Genomic DNA, 21,733 nt, shown 5'->3' with positions numbered 1-21,733 from the left:
CGGGCATGGCCTCCCCCTCGGTCCACCGCGACATCCGGAGCCACCCGACGCCCGGACCGGCCGCCGCGCCGGCGCCCTCCACCGCCTCCACGGTCGACGGCACGGCCCTGCGCGGTGCCCTGCGGTGCCACCCCTCGGGCGTCGCCGTCCTCACGGCGGCGGGCCCCGAGGGCCCCGCGGGAGTGACGATCACCTCGATGACGTCGATCAGCGCGGAACCCGCTCTGGTCTCCTTCGCCCTGGCCGAGTCCTCCTCGACCTGGCACCGGGTCAGGTCCTGCGACTGGTTCGGCATCCAGCTCCTGTCCGCGGACCAGCACGACCTGGCGCGGCGCTTCGCCACCACCGGCATCGACCGCTTCGCCCCGCCCACCCGGTGGCACACCGGCCCGCACGGCGTCCCCCTGCTGGACGGCTGCCTCTCCTGGCTGGTCTGCTCGCTGCACGACCGCTACCGCCTGGGCGACCACCATCTGGTCGTCGGCGCGGTCCGCCACACCGTGTCCGGTGCCCCGGGCGACAGCCTGGTACACGTCCACGGCTCGCTCCGGCCGGTCGCGGCCCCGGCGCTCACGGAGGCCGGAGCGGACTGATTTCCCCGACCGGCGGCTCGGCGGCCTTGCGGACCGCTTCGGTCCGCAACCGTCGGACCTCTCCGGCGGAAACTATGCTCGCCTCATGCTGAGAGAGGTCGTCGCAACCCGCTACATCGAACCCCTGCGCTCCGGTGGCTCCGTCCCCGCGCTCGTGGAGGCCGACGACCTCGGCACCTATGTCGTGAAGTTCACCGGCTCCGCGCAGGGCCACAAGGCGCTGGTCGCCGAGGTGATCGTCGGGGAACTGGCACGGGCGCTGGGCCTGCGCTTCCCCGAGCTGGTGCTCGTCCACTTCGACCCGTCCGTCGCCGCGCACGAGCCGCACCAGGAGGTGCGCGAGCTGCACGGGGCGAGCGCGGGCGTCAACCTCGGCATGGACTTCCTGCCGGGCGCGAAGGACTTCAGCCCGGAGGTCGCGAAGGTCTTCCGGGTGGACCCGCTGGAGGCCGGCCGGATCGTGTGGCTGGACGCGCTGACGGTCAACGTCGACCGTACGGTCCACAGCTCCAACCTGATGGTCTGGCCCACGCTGGGCACCGTGCCGCCCCGGCTGTGGCTCATCGACCACGGCGCCGCCCTCGTGTTCCACCACCGCTGGGACGGCGCGGACCCGGGCAGAACCTACGACTTCCGCCACCACGCCCTCGGCCACTACGGCCCCGACGTGCGGGCCGCCGACGCCGAGCTCGCGCCGAAGGTGACCGGGGAGCTGCTGCGCGCGATCGTCGACGAGGTGCCGGACGCCTGGCTCGACGACACCGGCTTCGCCACGCCCGACGCGGCGCGCGAGGCGTACGTGGCCCATCTCCACGCGCGCGTGCGGGCGTCGGAGAGCTGGCTGCCCACGGACTTCCCCAGCCCGCAGGAGCTCGCCGCCGAGGACGCCCGGCGTGCCGCGCGGACACGGCAGAGCCGGCCCGACTGGCTGAAGCGGGTCCCCGACCTGCACGGCAAGCCGGCCGCGGAACAGGATTGGTCGGTGCACCTGGGATGAGTGGACGGGTTCAGATCGAGTACTGCACCCAGTGCCGGTGGCTGCCGCGCGCGGCCTGGCTCGCGCAGGAGCTGCTCACGACGTTCGAGGCGGACCTGGACGAGCTGTCCCTCAAGCCCGGCACGGGCGGGGTGTTCGTGGTCCGGGTCGACGACGAGGTGGTCTGGGACCGCCGCGAGCAGGGCTTCCCCGAGCCCACGGCGGTCAAGCGCGTCGTACGCGACCGAGTGGCCCCGGGGAAGTCCCTGGGTCACTCGGACCGGTCCGCGCAGGAGTGACGTCAGCCCCTGAGCTGCTGGTACGCGGGCAGGGTGAGGAAGTCGACGTAGTCCTCGTCGAGGGCGACCTCGAGGAGCAGGTCGTGCGCCTGCTGCCAGTGGCCGGCCGCGAAGGCCTCCTCGCCGAGTTCCTCGCGCAGGGCGCCCAGCTCCTCGGCGGCGACCTTGCGGGCCAGCTCGGGCGTGGCCCGCTCGCCGTTCTCGAACTCGACGCCGGCGTTGATCCACTGCCAGATCTGCGAGCGGGAGATCTCGGCGGTGGCCGCGTCCTCCATCAGGTCGAAGATGGCGACCGCGCCGAGCCCGCGCAGCCAGGCCTCGATGTAACGGATGCCGACCTGGACGGCGTTGACGAGCCCCTGGTACGTCGGCCTCGCCTCCAGGGAGTCGACGGCGATCAGGTCGGCGGCCTCGACGTGGACGTCCTCGCGCAGCCGGTCCTTCTGGTGGGGCCGGTCGCCGAGCACCTTGTCGAAGGACTCCATGGCGATCGGGACCAGGTCGGGGTGGGCGACCCAGGAGCCGTCGAAACCGTCGCCCGCCTCACGGTCCTTGTCGGCGCGGACCTTCTCGAAGGCGACCTTGTTGACCTCGGCGTCACGGCGGGACGGGATGAACGCCGCCATGCCGCCGATCGCGTGCGCGCCGCGCTTGTGGCAGGTGCGCACGAGGAGTTCGGTGTACGCGCGCATGAACGGGGCCGTCATCGTGACCGCGTTGCGGTCCGGCAGCACGAACCTCGGCCCGCCGTCCCGGAAGTTCTTCACGATGGAGAACAGGTAGTCCCAGCGGCCCGCGTTCAGCCCCGAGGCGTGGTCGCGCAGTTCGTAGAGGATCTCCTCCATCTCGTACGCGGCGGTGATCGTCTCGATCAGGACGGTCGCGCGCACGGTGCCCTGCGGGACACCGACGTGGTCCTGGGCGAACACGAACACGTCGTTCCAGAGGCGGGCCTCCAGATGCGACTCGGTCTTCGGCAGGTAGAAGTACGGGCCCTTGCCGAGGTCCAGCAGACGCTGGGCGTTGTGGAAGAAGTAGAGCCCGAAGTCGACGAACGCGCCGGGCACGGGCCGTCCGTCGACCAGGAGGTGCCGCTCGTCCAGGTGCCAGCCGCGCGGGCGCATGACGACGGTGGCGAGCTCCTCGGGAGCCTTCAGGGCGTACGACTTGCCGCTGCGCTCGTCCGTGAAGTCGATCGAGCGGGTGTAGGCGTCGATCAGGTTGAGCTGACCGGTGACGACGTTCTCCCAGGTGGGCGCGGAGGCGTCCTCGAAGTCCGCGAGCCACACCCGGGCGCCCGAGTTGAGGGCGTTGACGGTCATCTTGCGGTCGGTCGGGCCGGTGATCTCGACCCGGCGGTCGTCCAGCGCGGCGGGGGAGGGGGCCACCTTCCAGGAGTCGTCCGCGCGGACGGCCGCGGTCTCCGGGAGGAAGTCGAGCGTGGAGGTGCGGGCGATCTCGGCGCGGCGTTCCGCCCGTCGGGCGAGGAGTTCGTCGCGGCGCGGAGTGAACCGCCGGTGCAGCTCCGCCACGAAGGCTAGCGCCGCGTCGGTGAGGACCTCTTCCTGCCGGGGCAGGGGCTCGGCGTCGACGACGGCCGACGGAGACGGCGCTGGTGCGGACATGAGCTGTCACTTCCTTCAGCGGTGGCACCGGGTGCCTGAGGTACGTACAGGGAGATTTCGCACCCGCTGTGCGGTCGGGTGCTCCTGATCAGTGGATAGTAGTTTCCTCATCGTGGAACTTCAATGGTTTGTTGATGTCGAGATTCTCCGGGTCGAGGGAAGGTGGCGCACGGTGCCACCCCGTTCACTCAAGGTGGCCCAGGTCCGCCTCGGTGTCGATGTCATGGGCCTCGGCCACGTCGCCGCACTCCACCAGCGTGACCCCGGCGGCGTGCGCGCGCAGGTAGTCGCGCGCCCCGCGGTCGCCCCGCGCGCTCGCCGCGACGCCCGCCCAGTGGGCCGACCCGAACAGCACGGGATGGCCGCGCACCCCGTCGTAGGAGGCAGCGACAAGGGAGTCCTCTCCGTCCCAGGCGGCCCGTACACGGCCCATCGCGGCGGCGCCGACGCCCGGCTGGTCGACCAGCGACACGAGCGCCGCCCGCGCGTCGGTCGGGCCCAGGGAGGCGAGCCCGGCGCGCAGTGAGGAGCCCATACCCTCCTCCCACTCCGGGTTGTCCACCAGCACGCATCCGGTCAGCTCGGCACGTTCACGCACCGTGCCGGCGCCGGCCCCGAGCACCACGTGCACCCGAGTGCAGCCGGCCGCGCGCAGCGCCGCGACGGCGTGCTCCACCAGGGGGCGGCCGCGGTGGACCAGCAGGGCCTTGGGCCGCCCGCCGAGCCGCCGCCCGCCGCCCGCGGCGAGCACCAGTCCCGCGACCGGGTCCTCGATCTGTTCGGTCATGGCTCCTGCATACCTGACGGCGCGTCAACCGCGCGTCCCGCCGGGCGGAATTTCGCGCTGAGTGGTGGCGCATGTGCAGCGGGTGGCGTTTACTGGCCCGCGAGCCGCCGGGCGGCGAGGGGTGGGCGCGACGACAGGCCCTGGGCGGGCCGGGGGAGGATCATGTCGCGGAGCTTGGGGCAGAGGCCGGTGACGGGCAGCGACGAGGATCCCAGAGTGGCGGGCCTGCGGACCGCGGTGTCCCGGCTGCGCCGCGAACTGGCCGCGTATCCGGCCGAGTTCCCCGACCGCGCCGTCGCGGAGGACGAACTCGCCGCGCTCGCCGCCATGACCACGCACGGCAGCCCGGAGATCCCCCGCCTACGCGGCTCCCTCCTCCTGATAGCAAGCGCCCTGGGCAGCGTGAGCGCCCTGACGAGACCCCTCTCAGAGGTACGCACGGCGGTAGAGCTCTTCGGCAGCCCACAACCGAGACCTTGAACCCCGCGACGCCCCAAAAGGGCGCGACCAGCCACGGTCAGGGGCCCGAGGAACGGCGCGACCGGCCGCTGTCAGGGGGCGCGGGGAACTGCGCGACCAGCCACAACGCACCCGCACCCGCACGGGAACGGGGGCGCGGGGAACTGCGCGAAAAGCCACCCGCACCCGCACCCGCCCACGGCCAAGGGGCGCGGGGAACTGTGCGAAAAGCCACGACGCGCCCGCACCGGGCCGACGCGTCAGGGGCGCGGGGAACGGCGCGACCACCCCCACGCACCCGCACCCGCTCACGGGAATGGGGGCGCGGGGAACTGCGCGAAAAGCCACGACGCACCCGCACCCGCCCACGGCCAAGGGGTGCGAGGAACTGCGCAAACACCCCACGCACCCGCACGGGCCCTCGCACCCACACCCGCCGACAAGACAAGCCGCCGCGCCCCACCACGCGCCAAAAAACTACGCCCCAGAACTGACCAGCGCCTGAGACAACTCCCCGGCCACTTCCTGAAGCACCGGCACGATCACATCCGTCGCCCCCTCGGTAACCCGCCCCGCGGGCCCGGAGATGGAAATGGCCGCCGCCGTGGGGGAGTCGGGCACCGGCACCGCGAGACAGCGCACCCCGATCTCCTGCTCGTTGTCGTCGACGGCGTACCCGAGCCGCCGTACCTCCGCGAGCGCGGCGAGGAACCCGTCCGCCGTGGTGATCGTCCTCTCGGTCGCGGCCGGCATACCCGTACGGGCCAGCAGCGCACGCACCTCGTCGTCCGGGAAACTCGCGAGCAGGGCCTTGCCGACCCCCGTGGAGTGCGGCAGCACCCGACGCCCCACCTCGGTGAACATACGCATGGAGTGCTTCGAGGGCACCTGCGCGACATACACGATCTCGTCGCCGTCCAGCAGGGCCATGTTCGCCGTCTCCCCGGTCTCCTCGACCAGCCGGGCGAGGTAGGGCCGGGCCCAGGTGCCGAGCAGCCGGGAGGCCGACTCGCCGAGGCGGATCAGCCGGGGGCCGAGGGCGTACCGGCGGTTGGGCTGCTGGCGGACGTAACCGCAGGCCACCAGGGTCCGCATCAGGCGGTGGATGGTGGGCAGCGGCAGCCCGCTGCTGGCCGAGAGCTCGCTCAGTCCGACCTCGCCGCCGGCGTCCGCCATCCGCTCCAGGAGGTCGAAGGCGCGCTCGAGGGACTGGACCCCGCCCGTGGCGGACTTGGCGGAGTCGTTGGTGCTGGCGCTGGACGTCGGCACGGCGCGTTCCTTTCGGGACTGGCGAGAGGGCTGAAGCCTACCCGGCGGCCGGTCGACTCCCCTGTTGTGCGTAACTACGTTCCGCTCAACGGAATGCTATTTCCATCTTGTGAAAAGGTCCAGGAAATGCGCGCGGGGTGCACTGTGGAGGGGTCCGCTCTTGACGGCATCCCTGCGGGAGTGAAGACTCCTAAAGGCCTTCAACAGACTGTTGAATTTCATTGCGCGGAAGTAAACGCGGCAGAGAGGGGTCCGGGTGTCCGACGCTGAACTGGTGCTGCGCTCGACGCGCGTCATCACGCCCGAGGGGACGCGCGCCGCGTCGGTGGCGGTCGCCGACGGCACCATCACCGCCGTACTGCCGTACGACGCCCCCGTGCCGGCCGGTGCCCGGCTGGAGGACCTCGGCGACCACGTGCTGCTGCCCGGTCTGGTCGACACCCATGTGCACGTCAACGACCCCGGCCGCACGGAGTGGGAGGGCTTCTGGACCGCCACCCGCGCGGCGGCGGCCGGCGGCATCACCACCCTCGTGGACATGCCGCTCAACTCCCTCCCGCCGACCACCACGGTCGACAACCTCCGGGTGAAGCAGCAGGTAGCCGCGGACAAGGCGCACATCGACGTCGGCTTCTGGGGCGGCGCCCTCCCCGACAACGTCAAGGACCTGCGCCCGCTGCACGAGTCGGGTGTCTTCGGCTTCAAGGCCTTCCTGTCGCCGTCCGGCGTGGACGAGTTCCCGCACCTGGACCAGGACCGGCTGGCCCTGTCGCTCGCCGAGATCGCCTCCTTCGACGGCCTGCTGATCGTGCACGCCGAGGACCCGCACCACCTGGCCGCCGCCCCGCAGCAGGGCGGCCCGAAGTACGCCGACTTCCTCGCCAGCCGCCCGCGTGACGCCGAGGGCACCGCCGTCGCCCAGCTCATCGCCCAGGCGAAGCGGCTGCGCGCCCGCGTGCACGTCCTGCACCTGTCCTCCGCCGACGCGCTGCCGCTGATCGCCGCGGCCAGGGCCGAGGGCGTACGCCTCACGGTGGAGACCTGCCCGCACTACCTCACCCTGACCGCCGAAGAAGTCCCCGACGGCGCCAGCGAGTTCAAGTGCTGTCCGCCCATCCGCGAGGCCGCCAACCAGGACCTGCTCTGGCAGGCTCTCGCCGACGGTGTCATCGACTGCGTGGTCACCGACCACTCCCCGTCCACCGCCGACCTGAAGACCGACGACTTCGCCACCGCCTGGGGCGGCATCTCCGGCCTCCAGCTCAGCCTGGCCGCGGTGTGGACCGAGGCGCGCAGGCGGGGCCACGGCCTGGAGGACGTCGTCCGCTGGATGTCCACGCGCACGGCCGAACTCGCGGGCCTGGCCCGCAAGGGCGCCATCGAGGCCGGCCGCGACGCCGACTTCGCCGTCCTCGCCCCCGACGAGACGTTCACCGTCGACCCCGCCGCCCTCCAGCACCGCAACCGTGTCACCGCGTACGCCGGCAGGACCCTCCACGGAGTCGTGAAGTCCACCTGGCTGCGCGGCGAACGCATCGTCGCCGACGGCGAGTTCACCGAGCCGAAGGGACGACTGCTCACCCGGACCGACTGAATCCCACCCACCGAGCTTCGAAAGGCAGACCTGATCACTGTGACGGCGACACCCCGCTTCACCGGCGACGCGAACCCCTACGGAGGGGGCGACCCGTTCGCGGACTACCGCACCGCCGACTTCCCCTTCACCCAGTACGCCGATCTCGCCGACCGGCAGCTAGGGGCCGGGGTCGTCGCGGCCAACGACGAGTTCTTCGCCCAGCGCGAGAACCTGCTGGTGCCCGAGCGGGCCGAGTTCGATCCGGAGCACTTCGGCCACAAGGGCAAGATCATGGACGGCTGGGAGACGCGGCGCCGGCGCGGCAGGTCCGCCGAGCACCCCTGGCCCACGGCCGACGACCACGACTGGGCGCTGATCCGCCTCGGCGCACCCGGAGTGATCCGCGGCATCGTCGTCGACACGGCCCACTTCCGCGGCAACTACCCGCAGGCCGTGTCGGTCGAGGGAACCTCCGTGCCGGGCTCGCCCTCCCCGGAGGAACTGCTCGGCGACGACGTGAAGTGGACGACCCTCGTCCCGCGCACCCCCGTGGGCGGCCACGCGGCGAACGGTTTCACCGTGTCCGCGGAACAGCGCTTCACCCACCTGCGCGTCAACCAGCACCCCGACGGCGGCATCGCCCGCCTCCGGGTCCACGGCGAGGTCGTGCCCGACCCGCGGTGGCTGGCCGCCCTCGGCACCTTCGACGTGGTCGCGCTGGAGAACGGCGGCCAGGTCGAGGACGCCTCGAACCTCTTCTACTCGCCCGCCACCAACACCATCCGGCCCGGGCGGTCCCGCAAGATGGACGACGGCTGGGAGACGCGCCGCCGCCGCGACCAGGGCAACGACTGGATCCGCTACCGCCTCGCCGCCCAGTCCCGGATCCGCGCGATCGAGATCGACACGGCGTACCTGAAGGGCAACAGCGCGGGCTGGGCCTCGGTGTCCGTGAAGGACGGCGAGGACGGGCCGTGGACGGAGATCCTCCCGCGTACCCGCCTCCAGCCCGACACCGACCACCGCTTCGTCCTGCCCGAACCGGCCGTGGGCAGCCACGCGCGCGTGGACATCTACCCCGACGGCGGCATCTCCCGCCTGCGCCTGTACGGCTCCCTGACCGAACAGGGCACAGCCGCCCTGGCGGCCCGCCACCAGGAACTCGGCGGCTGACCGGACGTTCAGCCGCGTACGGCGGCAAGGGGACGTGCCGGGGGTGTCCGCCCGCAGTGGCCGCCGTCGAACACCAGAACCCCCGTAGGAGGCCAGTCCGGCGGACCGAGGACGCACATCCCCCGGCGCGGCCCCGCCCCACCCACCGCGGCAGGGGCCGCGAACCCGAGGGCGCGCCGGCCCCGAAGCCGGGGGCGTACCGGCCCCGAAACAACACCGGTGCGCCCCCGCCACACGTCACGCCCCACGTCACGCGGGACGTCACGCCGCGTGGCCGCCGTCGACGGAGAACTCCGCACCCGTGACGTACGCCGCGTCCGGCCCCGCCAGATAGGCGACCATCGCCGCCACCTCGTCGGCCGTGCCGAAGCGGCCGAGGGCGGTCAGGGCCCGCTGCCCGGCCGCGTACGGCCCGTCCGCCGGGTTCATGTCGGTGTCGGTGGGCCCCGGGTGGACGACGTTGACGGTGATCCGGCGCGGACCGAGCTCACGGGCGAGCGCCTTCGACAGTCCGTTCAGCGCGGCCTTGCCGGTCGTGTAGAGCGTCCCGCCGGGGCCGGGCACCCGCTGGGTCATACAGGTCCCGATCATGATGATCCGCCCGCCGTCCGCCATGCGCCGCGTCGCCGCCTGCGAGGCCAGGAACACCCCGCGCACGTTCACCGCGAGCAGCCGGTCCACGTCCCCGAGCCCCAGTTCCTCGATGGGCCCCAGCACCCCGATGCCCGCGTTGTTCACCAGCACGTCGAGCCGGCCCAGCGCGTCGGCCGCCGCGTGCACCGCCCCGGCCGCCTCCGCCGCGTCCCCGGCGTCCGCGCGCAGGGCCACCGCCCGGCGCCCCAGCGCCTCCACCGCCCGGGCGACCTCGCCGGCCGCCCCCTTGCCGTTCACATAGCTCAGCGCCACATCGGCCCCCGCCCGCGCCAGCCGCAGCGCGGTCGCCGCGCCGATCCCGCGACCGCCACCGGTGACCAGGGCCACCTTGCCGTGCAGGGGTACGTCCGTACTGTTCGGCGTCATCTCGTGCGTCGTCGTCATACGACCATCTCAGCGGTGCGCGCCCCCGGATGCTGGCGGGGAACGGACATCGACCACAAGGGGGACGGGCACCCCGGCCGGCGTCTCCCTCCAGACGTACGACCTGGCGGGGCGGCCCGAGTTCGGCGCCTTCGACCTGCCCCCGGAGGCCTGACCCGCCAGGGCACCCGCCCCCGTCGGACCACGGCACCCGCACCCGTCTGACCGGGGGTACCAGCACCCGTCCCACCAGGGCACCCGCACCCGTCGGAAAGGGCTGGTCGAGAGATCATCCGCGCGGGTACGGTGACCGTTCCCGTGCGAGCCGCCGCCGTCTCCACGCCCGTTTGCCCGCTGGAGACCGGGAGCCGCATCCGCCGTGTCGACGATCGCCGTACCCTCCGCCCCCGCACTCCGCCGAGCCTGGCTCGTCGACCTGCCCCTGCTGCTGGTGGCCGCCGTCTGGGGCGCGAGCTATCTCGCGGCCAAGGACGTCACCACCGCCCGCACGGTCCTCGCCGTGCTGGTGCTGCGCTTCGCCCTCGTCCTGCCGGTGCTGCTGCTCGCCTCCTGGCGGTCGCTGCGCGCGCTGACGGCCGCCCAGTGGCGGGGCGCCGGGCTGCTGGGGCTGATCCTGAGCGGCATCTTCCTGCTGGAGACGTACGGGGTGGTGCACACCTCGGCGACCAACGCGGGCCTCATCATCAGCCTCACCATGATCTTCACGCCGCTCGCCGAGGCGGCCGTCACCCGGGAGCGCCCGTCCCGGGCCTTCCTCGGCGCGGCCGCCCTGTCGGTGCTCGGCGTCGTGCTGCTCACCCAGGGGGGCGGCTTCACCCGGCCCGCGGCGGGCGATGTGCTGATGCTGCTGGCCGCCCTCGCCCGGACCGTGCACGTCCTGGTGATGGCCCGGCTGAAGTCGGTGCGGGGCGCGGGTGCGCTGGAGCTGACGACGGTCCAGCTGGGCACCGCCGTGGTGGTGTTCGCGCTGCTGTCCACCGGCTCCGACGCTACGCCGTGGGGCACCGCGGCGGACTTCGGGCCGCGCGAGTGGGCCGCGCTGCTGTTCCTGGCCGTCCTGTGCACGCTGTTCGCCTTCTTCGTGCAGATGTGGGCCGTCCGCCGCACCTCCCCCTCGCGGGTCAGCCTGCTGCTGGGCACCGAGCCGCTGTGGGCGGCCGCGACCGGTATCGCGCTGGGAGGGGAACGGCTGGGCGCGGCGGGGCTGCTGGGCGGGGCGCTGGTGCTGATGGGAACGGCGTGGGGGCGCAGGGCCGCGGGCTGACTCCCCGGAACGACGGGCTGCGGGGGCGTCCTGCCCCGGCACACCACCGGCCACTACCACGGGTACACGGTGAAGACCCCGGGCTCCTCCAACCGGGGTGCCCGGCGCATCGTCACTGGCCAGGCCGCCCAGGAGGACTACTGCACCGCCGGCCACTACGCGACGTTCGACCTGGTCGGCCATTCCTGCTGAGGCGATCGGGCCGGGCGCGTCGCGGTCCCCCGAGGAACGGCGCGCACGAGCGCCGGAGGCCCGGGCCGCGTTCACCCGGACCTCCGGCACTCCCACCGCCCCGCCCCGCGGCCCGCCCCCACCGGCCGCGGGGCGGAGCCGTGTCGCACGAGGCGGGAGCCGGCGGCCCGATGTCGCATGAGGCAGACGCCGGCGACCCTGTGCAGCGAGGCAGGCGCCGACGGCCCCGTCAGCGGTCGCGGTACGCCACCTGCTCCGCCAGCTTGCTCAGGCGCTGCTGCCAGTCGCCCTCCAGCGGGGCCCCCTCCAGGGCGGCGCGGGCCATCGCCACGAGCCGGTCGATGTGGTCCTCCACGTCCTGGCGCACACCGGAGGCGAGCAGCGCCTCGCGCAGCGCGGCCGGGTCCCAGTCGCCGTCACGGCCCTCCTTGACCAGTCGGGCCACCCGGTCGTCCTTGGCCGCCCCGAGGGCGAGCAGCAGGGTCATCTTGTGCTCGCTGACGTCGAGACCGACCGGCTTGCCGGTCGCCGCCGAGTCGCCGAAGGCGTCCAGCAGGTCGTCGCGCAGCTGGAACGCCTCGCCGGCCGTGACGCCGTACTCCTCGAACGGGGTCTGGAGTCCGGGGCGTCCCGCGATGGCCGCGCCGAGGGCGAGCGGGCGGTGGATGGTGTAGCGGCCGGACTTGCAGACCGCGACCCAGCGGGCGAGGCCCGGGTCCGGCGACAGCTCGGCGGCCAGCCGGATGTCCAGCTGCTGGCCGATGATGATCTCGGTGACCAGCTCCGTCCACACCTCCATGGCCGGACCGCTCAGGTCCCGGGTCAGCCGGCCCGCGTAGCTGAGCGCCAGGTCGCCGGCCAGGATGGCGAAGGCGTCGCCGTAGCGGCGGTGCTCGCCGACCCAGCCGTTGCGGGCGTGCAGGTCGGCGTGCCTGACGTGCACGGTCGGAGACCCGCGCCGGGCGGGGGAGTTGTCCATGATGTCGTCGTGGATCAGGGCGAAGACCTGGAGCAGTTCCAGTCCGGCGGACGCGGCGACGACCGCGTCCTCCTGCTCCGGAGCGCCGCCCGCCGCCAGGAAGCCGCTGATGCAGAAGGTGGGGCGCAGCAGCTTGCCGCCGGCGGTGACCAGTTCCGCCACGGCCTCGACCGGAGCCGCGGCCCGCGCGTCGACCGCTCCCCAGCGCGCGCACTCCCCGGCCAGCAGGTCCTCGATGCACACCTGGGTGCGGGCGAGCAGCCGGTCGCAGGAGTCGCCGGCGTCGAAGGCGGCGCGGGCCGGCCGCGGTTCGGCCACGACGGTGCCGGTCCTGGCGGTCTCGGTCATGTCCCGCGCGACATCGGAGAACCCGAGGGACCCGAGCCGTTCGACGACGTCCTCCAGCAGTGCCCCGGGCGCGTCGGCGGCGGCGCTCAGCCGCACCGACCGCACCCCGGCCAGCCACTCGGGGTCCAGCTGGTCCGCGCGCGGCAGCAGCCGGGCGACGGCCCCGGAGGCCTGCGCGGCCTTCACCAGGCGGGCCGACTCGCCCGGGTCGGCGGCACCGACCACGAGGACCAGCGCCTGTTCGTCGGGAGAGATCTCCTTGCGTACGTACACCGGCGCGCCGTGGGGCGCGGACGCGCGCTCCACGGTGTCGACGGCCCTGTGCACTCCGGCGCGGTGGCCGTGCGGCTCGGCGAGCAGGACTCGGCGTGGGACAGACGACATGTTTCCCTCTCAGGTTCGATCAGTGCCTCGGCGGTCTTCGGTCCAGGGACGGAGGCTCGGCCTGAAACGGCCTCCCACCTCGGTTGCCGCGGTCGCCGGGAAATCGGTGCGGTCATTCCGGGGAATTTCCCCGTGAGGGGCCGGCTGTTCCGCGGGGACTTGCCGAGCTGAGGAAATCAGTATCGGCCGAACGACTTGCCCCGGACTGATCGGTGAATTGGTATCGGCTTGGCGGCTGCCAGGACGGTTGTCGGGATGTCCGTGGCGAGCCGATAGATGTGCTGGACGGGTGCTCGAACGCGCCTACACCTTCGATCGAGTCGAAGCGTGGTATTGATCGCGTCCCGCTGGCGCGGCCGGACACTATTCGCTCCCTCCGGAACGGACCGGCGATTTTCGGCCGAGAGCCGCCGTGACCAGCGCCTCGCGACGGTCATGGCGTGACAGTGACTGTCGGTTCGGTCGCTGCCCCGACTGTCGGCCGGACGGCAACGGCAGCTCAGAAGGGGTTCGGAGCCTGCGGAATCAGAGGCTCCGATCTGTGGGCCGCGCGGGGTTCGCGGCGCGGCGACCTTGACGATCAACCCGGTTCCTCCCGCCCGGCCGTGGTCGCACCAGCAAACCGGAGTCGCCGGCGAGGGGGAAACGGAATGACCACAGCGCTATCGCCGGAAGATACGCCTTGACGGGGGTCTCGGCCGCGACGAATCCTTCCGCGACGGGCTCTACAGGGTTCTACACGCGGGGGGCGCGTGGCCGCACGCCAAGGGGAGAAACTGTGTCACGTCAACGGGCATGCAGTGCTGTGTCGTGCAGGAATTCGCACAGCCGTGGCGTCAAGGAGAAGTCGGAAACCGTCGACCGTGGGGAGTTCCTGTGCCGTGACTGTAACGACGGGCTGCGGAACGCCCTGCTGAATCTTCCGGCTCTTCATCACGACTGCGCCGGGAATTCCGGATCGGCGGGTCCGCGTGTGATCCGGCGGACCGCCCGGCGGAACCCCGCCACGGACGCGATGAGTCCGGCCGCGGCCGAGATCCGCTTCGCGATCCGCTCGGTGCTGTCGTCCTGGGCCGGCCTGGTCGCCGAGCAGCGCCGCCTCCCTGCCCCCGGCCGGGACATCGCGGAGCTCACGCGCTTCCTGAACCGCCATCTCGACTGGCTGGCCGGGCACCCGGCCGCCGGGGAGCTGGTGGACGAGGTCCGCGCGCTCGTGCGGACCGCCCATGGAATCGCCTACCCGGACACCGGGCGCCGCGTGCGGATCGGCCACTGTCCGCACCGCGACTGCGACGGCGACCTGACGGCGCTCATCCGCCGTCGCGGTGAGTCCCATCCGCCCAGGATCGTGTGCACCACGACGCCCGGCCACACCTGGCCGGTCACCTGGTGGAGCACGCTCGCCCGTCAGATGCGGACCAAGGAGGGGGAACATGAGACAGGAATCCGCGCCGGCCGGGCTGACGGCCGATGACATCGCCGGCCTGCTGAGCGTCGCCAAGGGCTCCGTCTACCGCTACGCCCATCAGTACGGCTGGCGCCGCTACACCCACGCCGGACGCGCCTACTACCACCCCGGCGACGTCGCCGACACGCTCGACCGGCTGGGCCGCCCGAGCGGCTGAGCCGGCACCGGGACACCCGCCCCGCGGGCCGCCGCACTCTCGCGGCGGCCCGCTTTTTACTGAACTGCCGTTCCGTACAAGGGACTTGACGAAGTATCTGCGAAGAGGCTAAGAATATACTTGTAACCAAGGACTCCGCCCACCTCGCACCCGGCGCAGCGCTCCACGCGCCGTAGGGATCCGGCCATACGGCGCGGGACGAAGAGGGGGTCGCCCGAGTCCCGTCGCCTCCTCCACCCGCCTCAGCGCGCGAAGATCAGCGTGCTCGGGGACGGCGTGCGCTGGAACGTGATCTCCTCGAACCCGGCCTTGACCAGCCACTCGTGGTACTCGGCCCGGCTCCAGCTGTTGCCGTGGCGGCTCTTGAGCAGCATCTCCGCGGCGAAGGTCAGCGGGAAGGGCGGGCCGCTGCGGTCGTCGTCGACGACGTACTCCGAGATCACCAGCGTGCCACCGGGCTTCAGCGCGCTCCGGATCCTGGCGAAGATCGCCACGTTGTCGTCCGGGCCCTCCTGGTGGGCGATGTTGGCGAAGGTCACGATGTCGTGGGCCGCCTCGCCGAAGTCGGCGGAGTGCAGGTCTCCCTCGGCGAAGGTGACGCGGTCCGCCACCCCCCGCGCGGTCAGCAGCCGCTTGGCGATGGCGTTGATCGGCGCCCAGTCGAGCTGGGTCGAACGTGCGTCCGGGTTGCGTTCGAGCCACGTCGCCGAGTAGATGCCCGAGCCGCCGCCGATGTCGAGAATCGAGATCTCGCCGGCCTCCGCCAGGTTCAGCGCGTCCGCGGCGATCTCGGCCACCGGGGCCGACTGCGCGGCGAGCGCCTGCACCAGCCCGGCCCAGTGCGGGTTGTCGGCCACCTCCACCACCGGGTCCGTCAGGGGCCCGCCGACCCGGACGACCTCCGGCAGGCCGGCCAGCGCGGCCATGTGGCCCATCTTGAGCTTCGCGAAGCCGGTCAGCGACGAGGGCCGGCCCTCCACCAGGTAGGCGGACGCCTCGGCCGTGTTGCGGTAGCGGCCGTCGTGCGGCTCGACCAGGCCGATGCTGGTCAGCCCGTCGAGCACGGCCTGTGCGCCGCGCGGTGAGATCCCGGCGCGCACGGCCAGTTCCTCCGCGGTGGCCGCGCCGTCCTCGAGGTGGGTGAACACCGAGTAGCCGGCCGCCGTGCCCAGAATTCCCGTGGCCCAGTAGCCGTTGATGAGCTGCATGATCCGGTCCGACGTCGGTTGGGCGCTGTTCATGCTGTTCCTCCCAGATACGGCGGCGAAGCGCCGGCCGAATTCACCTTTCCGGCTCACCTGCGAATGCCGGGGTCTCTCCCGTTCCCCGGGCGGAGACAGTTCCGCTGATCGCACGGTGTGTACGGCTCCCAATGTCCTGCACCGCTCTTGCCACCTGCTTGTCCTCGGCTTGTCCGGCGGTGCTCGTATCAAGTCCCTTTCAATAAAGAGGAGTTCACGGATGATGAATCAGCGGGGGACCCAGATATCGCTGGAGCGACGACCGGGGGAAAGGCCGGGCGACGCACGGCGTATCGCCGAACTGGAGCGTGAGGTGAGGGAACTGAGGCGGGTGAACGAGACGCTGAAGATGTACTTCGCGAAGGCGCTCGAACTCGACCTCGATCTCCCCCTCCAGGAACCCGGTGCCCGGGCGGTCGGCGACCGGGAGGTCACGAACTTCCCGGCACCCGCGCGGCGGACCCTGCCCGGTCCCGGCCGGTCCGCCGAGGCCCCGCGCCTCCAGGTCGTGGAGACACCCGCGGCCGGGGTGGAACTGCGGGTGCTCGGCCCCGTGGAGGCCGACGTGGCCGGACGGCGGGTGGAGCTGGGCGCGCCCAAGCAGCGGGCCGCCCTCGTCCTGCTCGTCAGCCAGGTGGGCCAGACCGTGTCGGTCGACGTGATGCTGGAGGAGCTCTGGGAGGGCGCGCCGCCGCCCTCGGCCATCACCTCGCTGCACGCCTATGTGGCCAACCTGCGGCGGGCGCTGGAGCCGGACCGGGCGCCCCGGCAGCCGGCCAGCGTGCTGCGCACCCGCGGCCGGGGCTATCTGCTGGACAGCCGGGCCGTCGAGGTCGACGTCCAGCACTTCGGCGCCCACGCGACGGCCGGCTGGAAGGCCCTGGACCGGGGTGACCCGCAGCGGGCACTGCGGGCGTTCGAGACGGGGCTCTCGCTGTGGCGGGGCCAGGCCTACGCGGAGGTGGCCGCGGCCGCGCATGTGGCGCCGGAGGTGGTGCGGCTGGACGAGCTGCGGCTGTCCGTGATGGAGGGCCGCTGCGCCAGCCTGATCGCCGTGGGGGCGTACGAGGTGGCCGTGTCCGAACTGGCCGCCTTCACCCAGGCCCATCCGCTCAGGGAGTACGGCTGCGAGCTGTTCGGCCTGGCGCTGTACCGGTCGGGACGGCAGGCGGACGCGCTGGCGGTCCTGAGGGCGCATCAGCAGCGCATGGCGGAGGAACTGGGCATCGACCCGAGCCCGGCCCTGCGGCGCCTGGAGAGCGAGATCCTGCGCCAGGCCCCGGCCCTGGACTGACCGCGGACGACCGCCGGGGCCGTGCGAGCGGTCCCGGTACGCCCGCGGGACCGTCGTCCGGGGCGTCCGCTCCGGCTCGTCGCCTGTGACGGTGTCGTGGAACGGCTGCCCCCCACGCGCACCGCACACCGCCGGGCGCGTGGGGACGCGGTCGCCCCGGAGTTCAGGCCGGGCGGGCGGGGCAGCCGCGTCCGCCCGCACCCGCCCCGCCGCCCCGGAGTTCGGGCCGGCCCGACGACGCAGCCGCGCGTCCGCCCGCCCCCGCCCCGCCGGAGGCTCTCAGCGCCCAGGAGACGCCCTCAACGCCGTCGAGGGGCTGGCGGGTGGCGCACAACGCCGCGAGGGCGGTGACGGCCCCGTCTGGGGTCGTCACCGCCCTCGGAAGGCGCGGCGCGGGCGACGTGTCAGGCCCGCGCGGTCTCGCGCTCCGGCTCGGCCGCCACCGGCTGCGCGGGCTCCTGCTGCCGGAACAGCTTGCTGGGCCACCACATCCACCGGCCCACGTCCAGGGTCAGCGCGGTGACCAGCACCGAGCGGACCACGAGCGTGTCCAGCAGCACGCCGAACGCCACGGCGAAGCCGAGTTCGGCGGCGAACACCAGCGGCAGCGAGGCCATCGCCGCGAAGGTGCCGGCCAGCACCACACCCGCCGAGGTGATCACGCTTCCGGTGGCGGACAGACCCATCAGCGCCGCCGGCTTCGTGCCGTGCAGCGGGGCGATCTCGCGCACCCGGGTGACCAGGAAGATGTTGTAGTCGATGCCCAGGGCCACCAGGAACACGAACGACAGCAGCGGGAAGGACGCCTCCTCGCCGGCGAAGCCGAAGACGTGCTCGAACACCAGGCTGCTCACGCCGAGGGCCGCGCCGAACGACAGCACCACCGTGCCCATGAGCAGCAGCGGCGCCACGATGGCCCGCAGCAGCGCCGCCAGGATGAGGAACACCACCACCAGGACGATGGGGATGATCACCACCGAGTCACGGGTGGCCGCCTCCTGGGTGTCCAGCAGGATCGCCGCGTTGCCGCCGACCTGGGCGTCCGCCCCGTCGACCTGGTGGACCGCGGTCCGGGCCTGCTCCACCGTACGCATCGCGGCGTCGCCGGTGGGGCTGTCCTCCAGCTCACCGAGCAGAACGGCGTCCTCGCCCTTGACGATCGGCGGCGAGACCTCGGCGACGCCCGGCACATCGGCCAGCGTGGCGCTGACCGCCTGCGCGGAGGCGGCCTTGGTGACGACGTAGATCGGGTCGCCGGAGCCCGCCGGGAAGTGCTCGGCCTGGATCTCCTCGCCGATCGCCGTCTGCGGCTTGTCGGTGAACTGGTCCTTGCTGGCCAGCCCGTCGGCCTTCAGGTTGAACATGCCCAGGCACATCACGCCGAGCGCGAGCGCGGTGCCGATCCACACCAGCCGCGGCCTGCCGGAGACGGCCTTGCCGACCTTGGTCCAGATGCCCTCCTTGGCCGAGGGCTCGGAGCCGTACGCCGGCTTGACCGGCCAGAAGACCCAGCGGCCGCAGATGACCAGCAGGGCCGGCATCAGGGTGACCATGGCGAGCAGTCCGACCAGGACGCCGACCGCGCAGGCCGGGCCCAGTCCCTGGGTGGAGTTGAGGGTGGCCAGCATCAGCAGCATCAGGCTGATGGCGACGGTCGCGGCGCTGGCGATGATCGCGGGGCTGGAGCGGTGCAGCGCCTCCGCCATCGCCTCGTGCCGGTCCTCGTGCCGCCGCAGTTCCTCGCGGTACCGGGAGATGAGCAGCAGCGCGTAGTCGGTGGCCGCGCCGAACACCAGCACGGTCAGGGTGAAACTGGTCTGCGCGTTGACGACCAGGCCGGCGTGCTTGGCCAGCAGGTAGATCACGGCCTCCGAGGCGACCAGGGCACCGCCCACGGTCACCAGCGACACCAGGGGCAGCCAGGGGCTGCGATAGGTGAGCAGCAGGATCAGGACCACCACCAGCGCGGTGATCGTGGTCAGACTGCCGCCTCCGCTGAACGCCTTGATCGAGTCCGATGCCTGGCCGGCCGGTCCGGTGACATGGAAGCCGAGTCCGTCGGTGTCCTTCTCGCCGACGTCGGTCATCGCGTCGACGACCTTGCCGAGCCCCTCCCAGCCCGACTTGTCCTTCTCGATCTGGACGACGGTCTGGATCGCCTTGCCGTCCTGGGACTTGACCGGCCCCTGGGGTAGGCCCACGACGTTGTCCAGGCCCTGGAAGGCCTTGGCGTCGGCGGCGGCCTTCGCCATGTCGGCGTCGGTGACACCGTCGCCACGGTCGTAGACGACGATCGCGGGGACCGTCTTGGTCAGGCCGAACTTGTCAGCCCGCTCGACCACCTTCGTCGACTCGGCATTGCCGGGCAGCCACGCCGAGTTGTCGTTCTCCTCGACGTCGCCGAGCTTGCCGGCCAGCATCACGGCGGGCACCAACAGGACGACCCAGAAGGCGAGGACGACCCATTTCGCCACCCTCCCACTGGGCAAGGACGCCAATTTTCGCAACACGTGGATTCCTCGGTTATCGGTCGACACGGCAGAGTTCTGCGGCGGCGGTGAGTCCGTCGCCGGAGGCGGGGGAGTGAGGGCGGCGGTCGGGCGGGCCCGTCCGTACGGGCCGTGCGGCGGCCGCCGGCCCGTTGTCCGGAGACGGTGGACGGTCGGGGGACGCTGTCCACGGAACCGGCGGGAGACGGTGCATGGTGCGGCCTCCCCGTCGCGGATACGTTCTGGCCGGAAAACTGTCCGGACTACCGGAGTGTGACAGCATCCCCCTCGAGATCCGGTCAAGATCTCCTCGATGTCCCCGGGGAGAGCGACGCGTCAGCGCGCCGCCTCGATCAGGGCCGGCGTGCCCGAGACCCGCGAACGGACATGGCCGAACGCCAGCAGCACCGGAATGTCCGTCAGCACAGGGAACTTGTACGGGAACGGACGCGGGCCGACCATGTCGGGCGGTCCGCCGAACCCGCCGTCCGCGTTCTGGTGCTCGAGCAGCCAGGCCAGCGCGCGGCCGACGGGCTGTTCGTCGTTGCCGCAGGTCAGCGTGATCACACCGTAGGCGGTGCTGATGTCGTCGCTGGGGTCGCCGGGCTGCATGCCCCAGCCTCCGTCGTCGTTCTGCGTGGCGCGCACCGTACGCTCGATCCGCTCGGCCATGGCCGCCGAACGACGGTCCCGCGGGCCCGCGGTGGCCGCCGCCAGGCGGGCCCGGAACAGGGTGTGCAAGCGGCTGCTGCTCCAGCCCGGCTCCCAGCCGCCGTCCGCCAGCTGGCTGTCGGCGAGGAAGCCCAGCGCGCGGTCGCGGTCCGCGGCGGTGGCGGCGTGCGGCGCCAGCGCGCAGATCGCGGCGGCCGTCATGCACGGCTCGGAGGAGGCGCCCGCGACATACGTCGGGAAGCCGCCGTCCTCGCCCTGCACGGCCAGCAGCGCGTCCACCCCGCGCCGGATCCCGGCGCCGTACGCGACCGGGTCGACGGCTTGGAGGAACTCCAGGGCACAGGAGGTGTCGTCGACGTCGTTCTGCGCGACGGCGGGGGACATGGACCAGCCGCCGCTCAGCGTGGCGCCGCGGGAGAGCGCGGCGTGCGAGGCGCCGCCCTGGTGGGCGACGAGCATCCCCGCCATCTGGCGCTGGAGGCCGAAGGGCGCGCCGGCCGCGGCCATGGCGATGCCGCCGGTGGCGGTGCACCAGTTGTGCATCTCCGCCACGAACGGGAAGCCGCCGTCCGCGCGCTGGTGCCGGAGCACCGCCCGCACGCCCCGGCGCACGGTCTCCTCCTGCCCGGGGACACCGGCGAGCGCGTGCAGGGTGAGCAGGTGCATCAGCACATAGCCCTCCCACACCGTGTCCGCCGGGTCGGTGGCGAGCAGAGTGCGCAGCGCGTCCTCGGTGACCTTGTTGCCGACGCCCGCGGCGTTGGCGAGGATCAGCGCCACGGAGGCCTGCTGGACCGCGGCCCAGGAGTGCAGCGGGTCGGTGGGCGACTGCTCGTCGGCCGTCGGCGTGACATCGGCGGGCAGCGGACAGCCGAGCACCGACAGCACCGCGGAGACCATCTTGCGGCGACGCGTGGAGATGAAGCCCGGCGCGGCGCCCAGCACACCCTCGGTGACCCTGCCGACCAGCTCGGCGTCCCCCGCGGCCGCCTTCCCGGTGGCGCGCTGGACGGCGAGCGTGGCGAGCACGCGCTCCAGTCGGTGCGGTGCGTGCTGCCGCACCTGGAGATAGCCGAGCAGGCGGTCCCGCTCGGGGGAGACCGTGCCGACGCGCGTCATCAGCGACAGCGCGAGGGCCGACTCCAGTACCCGGCTGTCGCACAGCCCGCGGATCGCGCCGTCGGACTCGACCTTGTCGCTGACATGGGCGAGCAGCCGCGAAGTGGCCTGGCGAACGTGATTCCGGTCGACGTCGACCGGCCACGGTATCGGGGCCGAACGGGTCAACTGCGGTTTCATTCCTGGCTCCTCGGAAGAAGGGGGGCACCCGGAACCGGCACCGGACACACGGCGGCCCCGGAGCGGGTGTCGATGGGAGTACGGCGGTACGGAGAGGCACGGCCGCCGCCGGGCGTGCCGGAGGGGCACACCGCAGCGGCGGCCGGCGGGA

General features: G+C 72.7%; 18 protein-coding genes and 1 pseudogene. 11 read left to right on the top strand and 8 right to left on the bottom strand.

What is annotated here, in order from left to right; translation table 11 throughout:
• Positions 1–5 precede the first annotated feature (5 nt).
• The 3 genes from ACFYR0_RS03615 (at position 6) to ACFYR0_RS03605 (ending at position 1,868) form a co-directional block, all read left to right on the top strand.
• A complete protein-coding gene (locus ACFYR0_RS03615) occupies positions 6–593 on the top strand; it encodes a flavin reductase family protein (RefSeq protein ID WP_389321459.1) in 588 nt (195 codons plus the stop codon).
• A gap of 85 nt (positions 594–678) precedes the next feature.
• Positions 679–1,590, top strand: a complete 912-nt coding sequence (locus tag ACFYR0_RS03610; protein ID WP_389321457.1) for a HipA family kinase — start codon at positions 679–681, stop codon at positions 1,588–1,590.
• A complete protein-coding gene (locus ACFYR0_RS03605; RefSeq protein WP_389321455.1) occupies positions 1,587–1,868 on the top strand; it encodes a SelT/SelW/SelH family protein in 282 nt (93 codons plus the stop codon). The genes ACFYR0_RS03610 and ACFYR0_RS03605 overlap by 4 nt, the downstream gene beginning before the upstream one ends.
• A 2-nt stretch (positions 1,869–1,870) precedes the next feature.
• Here ACFYR0_RS03605 and aceB read toward each other — a convergent pair whose 3' ends face one another.
• Positions 1,871–3,493 (bottom strand): malate synthase A, encoded by a 1,623-nt coding sequence (gene aceB / locus ACFYR0_RS03600; RefSeq protein WP_389321453.1) that lies wholly within the window; start codon positions 3,491–3,493, stop codon positions 1,871–1,873.
• 184 nt (positions 3,494–3,677) lie between these two features.
• Entirely contained in the window at positions 3,678–4,280 is a 603-nt protein-coding gene (locus tag ACFYR0_RS03595) for an NTP transferase domain-containing protein (protein ID WP_389321451.1), read from the bottom strand.
• Positions 4,281–4,442: 162 nt separating this feature from the next.
• On the opposite strand from ACFYR0_RS03595, the gene ACFYR0_RS03590 reads away from it, so the two are divergent.
• On the top strand, positions 4,443–4,760 hold the full coding sequence (locus tag ACFYR0_RS03590; protein WP_389321449.1) for a DUF5955 family protein: 318 nt from the start codon (positions 4,443–4,445) through the stop codon (positions 4,758–4,760).
• A gap of 456 nt (positions 4,761–5,216) precedes the next feature.
• On the opposite strand, the gene ACFYR0_RS03585 is transcribed toward ACFYR0_RS03590, so the two are convergent.
• Complete coding sequence (locus tag ACFYR0_RS03585) at positions 5,217–6,008, bottom strand: IclR family transcriptional regulator (RefSeq protein WP_389321447.1); 792 nt, start codon at positions 6,006–6,008, stop codon at positions 5,217–5,219.
• Between the two features lie 256 nt (positions 6,009–6,264).
• On the opposite strand from ACFYR0_RS03585, the gene allB reads away from it, so the two are divergent.
• A complete protein-coding gene (gene allB / locus ACFYR0_RS03580; RefSeq protein WP_389321445.1) occupies positions 6,265–7,602 on the top strand; it encodes an allantoinase AllB in 1,338 nt (445 codons plus the stop codon).
• 39 nt (positions 7,603–7,641) lie between these two features.
• On the top strand, positions 7,642–8,757 hold the full coding sequence (alc, locus tag ACFYR0_RS03575; protein WP_389321443.1) for an allantoicase: 1,116 nt from the start codon (positions 7,642–7,644) through the stop codon (positions 8,755–8,757).
• A 261-nt stretch (positions 8,758–9,018) separates the two neighbouring features.
• Here the strand turns inward: alc and ACFYR0_RS03570 are convergent, their stop codons facing one another.
• Positions 9,019–9,795, bottom strand: coding sequence for an SDR family oxidoreductase (locus ACFYR0_RS03570; protein WP_389321441.1), 777 nt, complete (start codon positions 9,793–9,795; stop codon positions 9,019–9,021).
• Between the two features lie 358 nt (positions 9,796–10,153).
• Here ACFYR0_RS03570 and ACFYR0_RS03565 point away from each other — a divergent pair, with 358 nt between their 5' ends.
• Positions 10,154–11,059 carry a DMT family transporter gene (locus ACFYR0_RS03565; RefSeq protein ID WP_389321439.1) on the top strand — a complete coding sequence of 302 codons (906 nt, stop codon included), beginning with the start codon at positions 10,154–10,156 and terminating at the stop codon, positions 11,057–11,059.
• 24 nt (positions 11,060–11,083) lie between these two features.
• A pseudogene (locus ACFYR0_RS03560) lies at positions 11,084–11,251 on the top strand (ribonuclease domain-containing protein); the annotation flags it as partial.
• Positions 11,252–11,480: 229 nt separating this feature from the next.
• Here ACFYR0_RS03560 and ACFYR0_RS03555 read toward each other — a convergent pair.
• Positions 11,481–12,962, bottom strand: coding sequence for a polyprenyl synthetase family protein (locus tag ACFYR0_RS03555; RefSeq protein ID WP_389321437.1), 1,482 nt, complete (start codon positions 12,960–12,962; stop codon positions 11,481–11,483).
• A gap of 1,015 nt (positions 12,963–13,977) precedes the next feature.
• On the opposite strand from ACFYR0_RS03555, the gene ACFYR0_RS03550 reads away from it, so the two are divergent.
• Entirely contained in the window at positions 13,978–14,436 is a 459-nt protein-coding gene (locus ACFYR0_RS03550) for a hypothetical protein (protein ID WP_389321435.1), read from the top strand.
• Entirely contained in the window at positions 14,396–14,587 is a 192-nt protein-coding gene (locus tag ACFYR0_RS03545; protein ID WP_389321433.1) for a hypothetical protein, read from the top strand. The genes ACFYR0_RS03550 and ACFYR0_RS03545 overlap by 41 nt, the downstream gene beginning before the upstream one ends.
• Positions 14,588–14,829: 242 nt before the next feature.
• Here the strand turns inward: ACFYR0_RS03545 and ACFYR0_RS03540 are convergent, their stop codons facing one another.
• Positions 14,830–15,828 carry a methyltransferase gene (locus tag ACFYR0_RS03540; RefSeq protein ID WP_389321431.1) on the bottom strand — a complete coding sequence of 333 codons (999 nt, stop codon included), beginning with the start codon at positions 15,826–15,828 and terminating at the stop codon, positions 14,830–14,832.
• 220 nt (positions 15,829–16,048) lie between these two features.
• On the opposite strand from ACFYR0_RS03540, the gene ACFYR0_RS03535 reads away from it, so the two are divergent.
• Positions 16,049–17,122 (top strand): BTAD domain-containing putative transcriptional regulator, encoded by a 1,074-nt coding sequence (locus ACFYR0_RS03535; RefSeq protein WP_389321429.1) that lies wholly within the window; start codon positions 16,049–16,051, stop codon positions 17,120–17,122.
• Between the two features lie 404 nt (positions 17,123–17,526).
• Here ACFYR0_RS03535 and ACFYR0_RS03530 read toward each other — a convergent pair whose 3' ends face one another.
• Together ACFYR0_RS03530 and ACFYR0_RS03525 are read right to left on the bottom strand one after the other, a co-directional pair.
• Positions 17,527–19,632, bottom strand: coding sequence for an MMPL family transporter (locus ACFYR0_RS03530; protein ID WP_389321427.1), 2,106 nt, complete (start codon positions 19,630–19,632; stop codon positions 17,527–17,529).
• A 315-nt stretch (positions 19,633–19,947) separates the two neighbouring features.
• Complete coding sequence (locus ACFYR0_RS03525; RefSeq protein ID WP_389321426.1) at positions 19,948–21,582, bottom strand: prenyltransferase/squalene oxidase repeat-containing protein; 1,635 nt, start codon at positions 21,580–21,582, stop codon at positions 19,948–19,950.
• Positions 21,583–21,733: the final 151 nt, after the last annotated feature.

The organism is Streptomyces sp. NPDC005017, from assembly GCF_042873115.1.
In the GTDB taxonomy this organism is placed as follows: domain Bacteria; phylum Actinomycetota; class Actinomycetes; order Streptomycetales; family Streptomycetaceae; genus Streptomyces.
This window is presented reverse-complemented; position numbering and strand designations above follow the sequence as displayed.

Coding starts and splice junctions, on each gene's coding strand:
- ACFYR0_RS03615 (WP_389321459.1), top strand. CDS start 6: ATGGCCTCCCCCTCGGTCCACCGCGACATCCGGAGCCACCCGACGCCC.
- ACFYR0_RS03610 (WP_389321457.1), top strand. CDS start 679: ATGCTGAGAGAGGTCGTCGCAACCCGCTACATCGAACCCCTGCGCTCC.
- ACFYR0_RS03605 (WP_389321455.1), top strand. CDS start 1,587: ATGAGTGGACGGGTTCAGATCGAGTACTGCACCCAGTGCCGGTGGCTG.
- aceB (WP_389321453.1), bottom strand. CDS start 3,493: ATGTCCGCACCAGCGCCGTCTCCGTCGGCCGTCGTCGACGCCGAGCCC.
- ACFYR0_RS03595 (WP_389321451.1), bottom strand. CDS start 4,280: ATGACCGAACAGATCGAGGACCCGGTCGCGGGACTGGTGCTCGCCGCG.
- ACFYR0_RS03590 (WP_389321449.1), top strand. CDS start 4,443: ATGTCGCGGAGCTTGGGGCAGAGGCCGGTGACGGGCAGCGACGAGGAT.
- ACFYR0_RS03570 (WP_389321441.1), bottom strand. CDS start 9,795: ATGACGACGACGCACGAGATGACGCCGAACAGTACGGACGTACCCCTG.
- ACFYR0_RS03555 (WP_389321437.1), bottom strand. CDS start 12,962: ATGTCGTCTGTCCCACGCCGAGTCCTGCTCGCCGAGCCGCACGGCCAC.
- ACFYR0_RS03550 (WP_389321435.1), top strand. CDS start 13,978: ATGAGTCCGGCCGCGGCCGAGATCCGCTTCGCGATCCGCTCGGTGCTG.
- ACFYR0_RS03545 (WP_389321433.1), top strand. CDS start 14,396: ATGAGACAGGAATCCGCGCCGGCCGGGCTGACGGCCGATGACATCGCC.
- ACFYR0_RS03540 (WP_389321431.1), bottom strand. CDS start 15,828: ATGAACAGCGCCCAACCGACGTCGGACCGGATCATGCAGCTCATCAAC.
- ACFYR0_RS03535 (WP_389321429.1), top strand. CDS start 16,049: ATGATGAATCAGCGGGGGACCCAGATATCGCTGGAGCGACGACCGGGG.
- ACFYR0_RS03525 (WP_389321426.1), bottom strand. CDS start 21,582: ATGAAACCGCAGTTGACCCGTTCGGCCCCGATACCGTGGCCGGTCGAC.